The 4739-nt window shown below is 61.3% G+C and carries 5 protein-coding genes; 4 read left to right on the forward strand and 1 reads right to left on the reverse strand.

Annotated features, from left to right (window positions below):
• The 4 genes from ACLHHB_RS08230 to ACLHHB_RS08245 form a co-directional block, all read left to right on the forward strand.
• On the forward strand, positions 1-373 hold a 373-nt coding region (locus tag ACLHHB_RS08230; RefSeq protein WP_410217789.1), incomplete at its 5' end, for an SDR family NAD(P)-dependent oxidoreductase.
• Positions 374-808: 435 nt separating this feature from the next.
• Positions 809-1330: a ferric iron reductase gene (locus ACLHHB_RS08235; protein ID WP_410217790.1), complete on the forward strand. Its 522-nt coding sequence runs from the start codon at positions 809-811 to the stop codon at positions 1328-1330.
• Positions 1331-1474: 144 nt separating this feature from the next.
• On the forward strand, positions 1475-1717 hold the full coding sequence (locus ACLHHB_RS08240; protein ID WP_410217791.1) for a hypothetical protein: 243 nt from the start codon (positions 1475-1477) through the stop codon (positions 1715-1717).
• Positions 1718-2172: 455 nt separating this feature from the next.
• Positions 2173-3495, forward strand: a complete 1323-nt coding sequence (locus ACLHHB_RS08245; protein ID WP_410217792.1) for an MFS transporter — start codon at positions 2173-2175, stop codon at positions 3493-3495.
• Between the two features lie 239 nt (positions 3496-3734).
• On the opposite strand, the gene ACLHHB_RS08250 is transcribed toward ACLHHB_RS08245, so the two are convergent.
• Positions 3735-4562 carry a glutamine amidotransferase-related protein gene (locus tag ACLHHB_RS08250; RefSeq protein ID WP_410217793.1) on the reverse strand — a complete coding sequence of 276 codons (828 nt, stop codon included), beginning with the start codon at positions 4560-4562 and terminating at the stop codon, positions 3735-3737.
• Positions 4563-4739 lie beyond the last annotated feature (177 nt).

Here is a 4739-nt window from a genome sequence, read left to right on the forward strand (position 1 = left end):
TGCAGAACAAGCGGACGCAGCGGTCATCAACGTCACCTCCGGCCTGGCGTTCGTGCCGATGGCGGCGGCACCGACCTATTGCGCCACCAAGGCAGCAATGCACAGCTATACCCTGTCCCTGCGGCAAAGCCTGAAGGGTCGGATCGAAGTCATTGAAATCGCCCCGCCTGCCGTGCAAACGCAACTGACGCCCGGTCAGGAAACCCGGAGCGGCTATCAGCCGCTGGCAGAGTTCGCTGATGAGGTGATGGCGCTTCTTTCGCAACAGCCCACGCCTGCCGAGATCCTCGTGAAACAGGTGCAGCCTCTGCGTCATGCCGAAGCCGAGGGCCATTTTGAGGAAAAGCTGGCGCTGCTGAACATGCCCCACTGACGCGTCCACATCTTCGGCAAGTGCCGGCTCCGGCCCTGACGACAGCAAACCCGCCGCTTTTTCAGGACTATGAAGAAACGTCCGCAATTCATTGCCCCTTACTTTCAACAACTTCAGGAAGATCCTGCCGGCACCAAGCGAGTGTCGGACAGCCCCTTGATCTCCAAGGGCCGTCCCCTGTTGGGATGACCGATGATCAGCAAATCCGGCCACTCCGGATCGGCCGGCATGATCGCTTGCCATGCCAGTCTGGTTGCACGGGTCAGCCACCTGCCCTTTGCGCAAAACGGAGCGTGTCGGGAGCGAAAGTGATATGGTCCCTATGCCCCTTGGCCCTGCATGTTTGGAAATCGCCCTGAACCAGTCCCCTGCTGGGACAGGGCAATATTGTAGCCCGGCGCATCGCTGGCAGTGCGCGTTCCCTTGGATGCGCGCATGGACCGTTTGCCCGGCTTTGGTCCGATGCGGTTGGTCGGTGATCCGCACTGGCTGATGCTGCGCCTTCCTGACATGACTGAATCCGGGTTCGAACTGATCCTGCGCGACAAACCTTGGCGCAGTCCGCATGGCGGACGGATGCTGCAGGTTGGAGGCCTTTACGCCGCCGCTGCCGGGCAGTTGTCGCTGAAGGTGCAGGCAAGGGCGGGACTGAACCCCGATGCAGGGTTTCGCGCCTACCTGGATTGCGCTCCGGTGCTGCTGGCCTGTCTCTATGACGCATTCGGGATCGGGCTGGAGGCCCATCAGCGAAATACGCTTCTGGATCTGTCGGCAGACCTGCCGATCCGTTGTGATTACTGTGACGATCAAGGCGTCTATGTCGCCCGTGACCCGTTCGATGCCGCGATGCGGGATATTCCAACTGATTTACCTCCGGCCGAGGTCGAGGATGTGCTGACCCATACACTCCTTTTTGGCGTCATCCAGCGCATGTCACTCGATAATCTCCTGCCGTAGGCGCTGGTGCTGACGTTGCTGACGCAACCTGCAGGGTCTTGTTTCCACGCTTTCCGGCCCCGGTGCGGCGCTGGTCAAAGGCTGGCTCACCGGGCGGGTCCTGCAAAGGGCAACATGCTGTTGAGCGGCAGGGAGGATCTGTCGGTGTTCAGAGAACAGGCGTCTCAGGTGCGGGTTCCGAACCCCCTGCCCGCCGCTTGCACCGTTCCGGCGCGGAGGCTTGAAACGCGCAGCCTGCGACAGGCGGTCGAGGCTCTTGCCTTTGAAGGGATCCTGCACCCGGTCCGGGGCGGATGGACTATTGGCGGGCTGCCGATCCTGGCACCGCACCGGGTGCAGGCAACGCACCATGTACGCTTACTGGTCGATCCCGTCACGAAAGGCTGAAGGGCGCTGACCATATGTCAATCTCCAATGGTTTCGGCGCAAAGGCTGGCTGGGGCGAAATGCATCGGCTGGCGGATCAGGCGGCGCTCTTGCACATACCCCGTCCTGCCAAACGGAGACAACCGAGCTGCTGCCGGATCACAAGCCACAAGGGTGAGATGCACGGCCCGGTCATCGAAACCGACGCCATTTGCCGATGCGGCAGAAGGCGGACAGGTTTTTGCAGGATAGAGCACTCCTGATTTCCGCCAAGGGTTCAGGCACTTTTTTCCAAGCCGGTCTAACCTTGACATCGCGAGCCTGGCCAGTAAGGGGGCACAGGCCGTTCGACAACGGACGGCGGATTGTCCGACACTCCCCCGTTCAGGCCTGCGCGCAAGGGCTGCATGATCAGCGCCGGCCTTGACCGGACGGGGCGAGCCTTCTTGAAATTTTGCACCCCGATGGACCCCGCCATGAAAGCAACATACGGGAAGGCACACCCTTCCGGAGCCCCGGACGCATCAAGCCGTCCCAAACCTGTCAACACGCCTGCCCAGGTTCTGACGGCCAGCGTCATCGGTACGACGATCGAGTTCTTTGACTTCTACATCTATGCCACCGCCGCCGTTCTGATCTTTCCTTCGCTGTTCTTCCCGGGTTCGGATCCCACGACGGCGCTGCTGGCGTCCTTTGCCACCTTCTCGATCGCGTTCTTTGCACGACCCCTGGGGGCGATCGTCTTCGGCCATTACGGCGACCGTATCGGCCGCAAGGCGACGCTGGTGGCCGCGCTGCTGACGATGGGCGTGTCCACCGTGATCATCGGCCTGTTGCCGACCTATGCGCAGATCGGTGTCTGGGCGCCGCTGCTGCTGGCACTGTGCCGATTTGGCCAAGGCTTCGGCTTGGGCGGTGAATGGGGCGGTGCGGTCCTGCTGGCCACCGAAAACGCCCCCGAGGGCAAGCGCAGCTGGTACGGGATGTTCCCGCAGCTGGGGGCCCCGGCAGGCCTGCTGCTGTCCTCGAGCTTCTTCTGGGTGCTTCTGCATTTCATCACCCAGGAGGAACTGCTGGCCTGGGGCTGGCGTCTGCCGTTCCTGTCGTCGGTCCTGTTGGTCGGAATCGGCCTCTGGGTTCGCCTCTCGATCACGGAAACACCGGAGTTCGCCGAGGCGATCAAGAAGGACAAGCGTGTCACGGTTCCCTTGGCGGAACTGTTCCGCAATCACAAGCTGAGCGTGTTCCTGGGGACCTTTGCGGCGCTGGCGACCTTTGTCCTGTTCTACCTGGCGACGGCCTGGCTGTTGTCCTACAACGTCAAGGTCCTGCAGATCCCGTTCAAGGACGCGCTGCTGATCCAGATCTATGGTTCGGTCGTGTTCGGCCTGACCATTCCCTTTGCCGGAAAGATCGCGGACCGCACGGGGCGCTATGGCTTCCTCATCATCGTCACGATGCTGATCGGCGCCTTTGCCTTGTCTTTCGGGTCGCTGATGCAGGGCAGTGCCGACAATGAAGCCAGTATCTATCTGTTCGTCACCATCAGCCTGGTGCTGATGGGCCTGACCTACGGCGTCATCGGCGCGGCCTTGGCAGCCCCCTTTCCCGCGCAGGTCCGCTATACCGGCTCATCGGTCACCTTCAATTTTGCGGGGATCTTCGGAGCGTCGCTGGCCCCTTATGCGGCAACCTGGTTGCAGATGAACTATGGCATGGCGGAGGTCGGTTATTACCTGCTGGTTGCGGCAATGATCTCGCTGGTCTGCATCGTGGCGACAGGGCGCGACAAGATCTGAGGCCCTGAGTATGGCGACACCCTCACCTGCGCGGGTGAGGGTGTCGCAACGTTTGCGCGAGGGACCAGTGTTGACTGAAGATGCATTGTGAAAATACTTGAAACAGTCGGACAGCCGCTGCGACACTCCTGCCACATCGGTTCATCAAGTAAGGTGGCTGCAGTGGCCATTCCTGAAAGCGGTTCTGTCTGTCCGGCAGGGAACAGCAGTATCTGCTTCTGCCGCAATGGGCGCGCTGTCTAGGACGTTCTCCGCCGTTCGGCCAAGAAGTCGAGAAAGTTCTTCAGTTCCAGCTTGCGACGGCCGGCATCCGTGACCTCGCGCTCCAATCCCAATTGCCAGGCCAGGTCCTGTCGATCAGGGTCCTGGTCCAGTGCCTCCAGCTTTCGGGCATGGGCCTCGACTGCAGCTTCATCTACGGCCAAGCCCTGCTCCAGAAGATCGGAAGATTGGCGACGCAACGAGGCAGCGATTTCAGCCAGATTGATCTCGGGGTGGTACTGAACGCCCCAGAATACCCCGTTGCGGTGACGGATCTCGGCGGCTTCCACCCGTGTGTCCGCATTATGCGCCAAGAGAACCGCCCCTTTCGGCAATTCCGTCACGACGCTGGAATGCATCGCCGGGGCCGTCCAGACAGGGGGACGTCCTTTCAACATCGGATGATTGCGCCCTGCGTCGGTCGGCAGAACATGACGCGAGAACGCGGCCTCGAGGCCATGAGAACGTGGTGCTGAGCGACCGCCCGCCGCCACGGCCGCGATCTGCAGCCCGGCGCAGGACCCAAACGACGGCGTCCCGGCCTCGAACACTCGGTCCATGAACTGTATGGCCAAGCGGGTTTCCTCGCTTTCCTCATGCAGCTGGATAGGGGATCCGGGAAAAAAAATCCCGTCAAAGCGGCGCAATCCATCGGTTGTCAGATTGCTTTCCCCCTCCACACAAGAGGCATGCTCGACCGCCAAATCGCCCTTCAAGGAGCGCAGGGCGGTTTCATAGCTTTCATGCGACGCTGCGCCCGCGTAATGGCGGCGCGTGTCACACTGGTCGCGTGTCTCACTGGACACGATAAGCACGTGAAGGGGCAAAACGATCGGTCCATGGGTGTGATTGCGGAACACAACGCCAATGACGCGCAATTGTTCGCACACAAAATCGCTATCGATTGCAGAGGGGCAAGGGGGACCTGTGCAGAGGCAGCATGGAACGTGCCGATCCAGCGGCACCTGCTCGCAGGCATCTTG

The organism is Paracoccus sp. (in: a-proteobacteria) (genome assembly GCF_046462195.1).
In the GTDB taxonomy this organism is placed as follows: domain Bacteria; phylum Pseudomonadota; class Alphaproteobacteria; order Rhodobacterales; family Rhodobacteraceae; genus Paracoccus.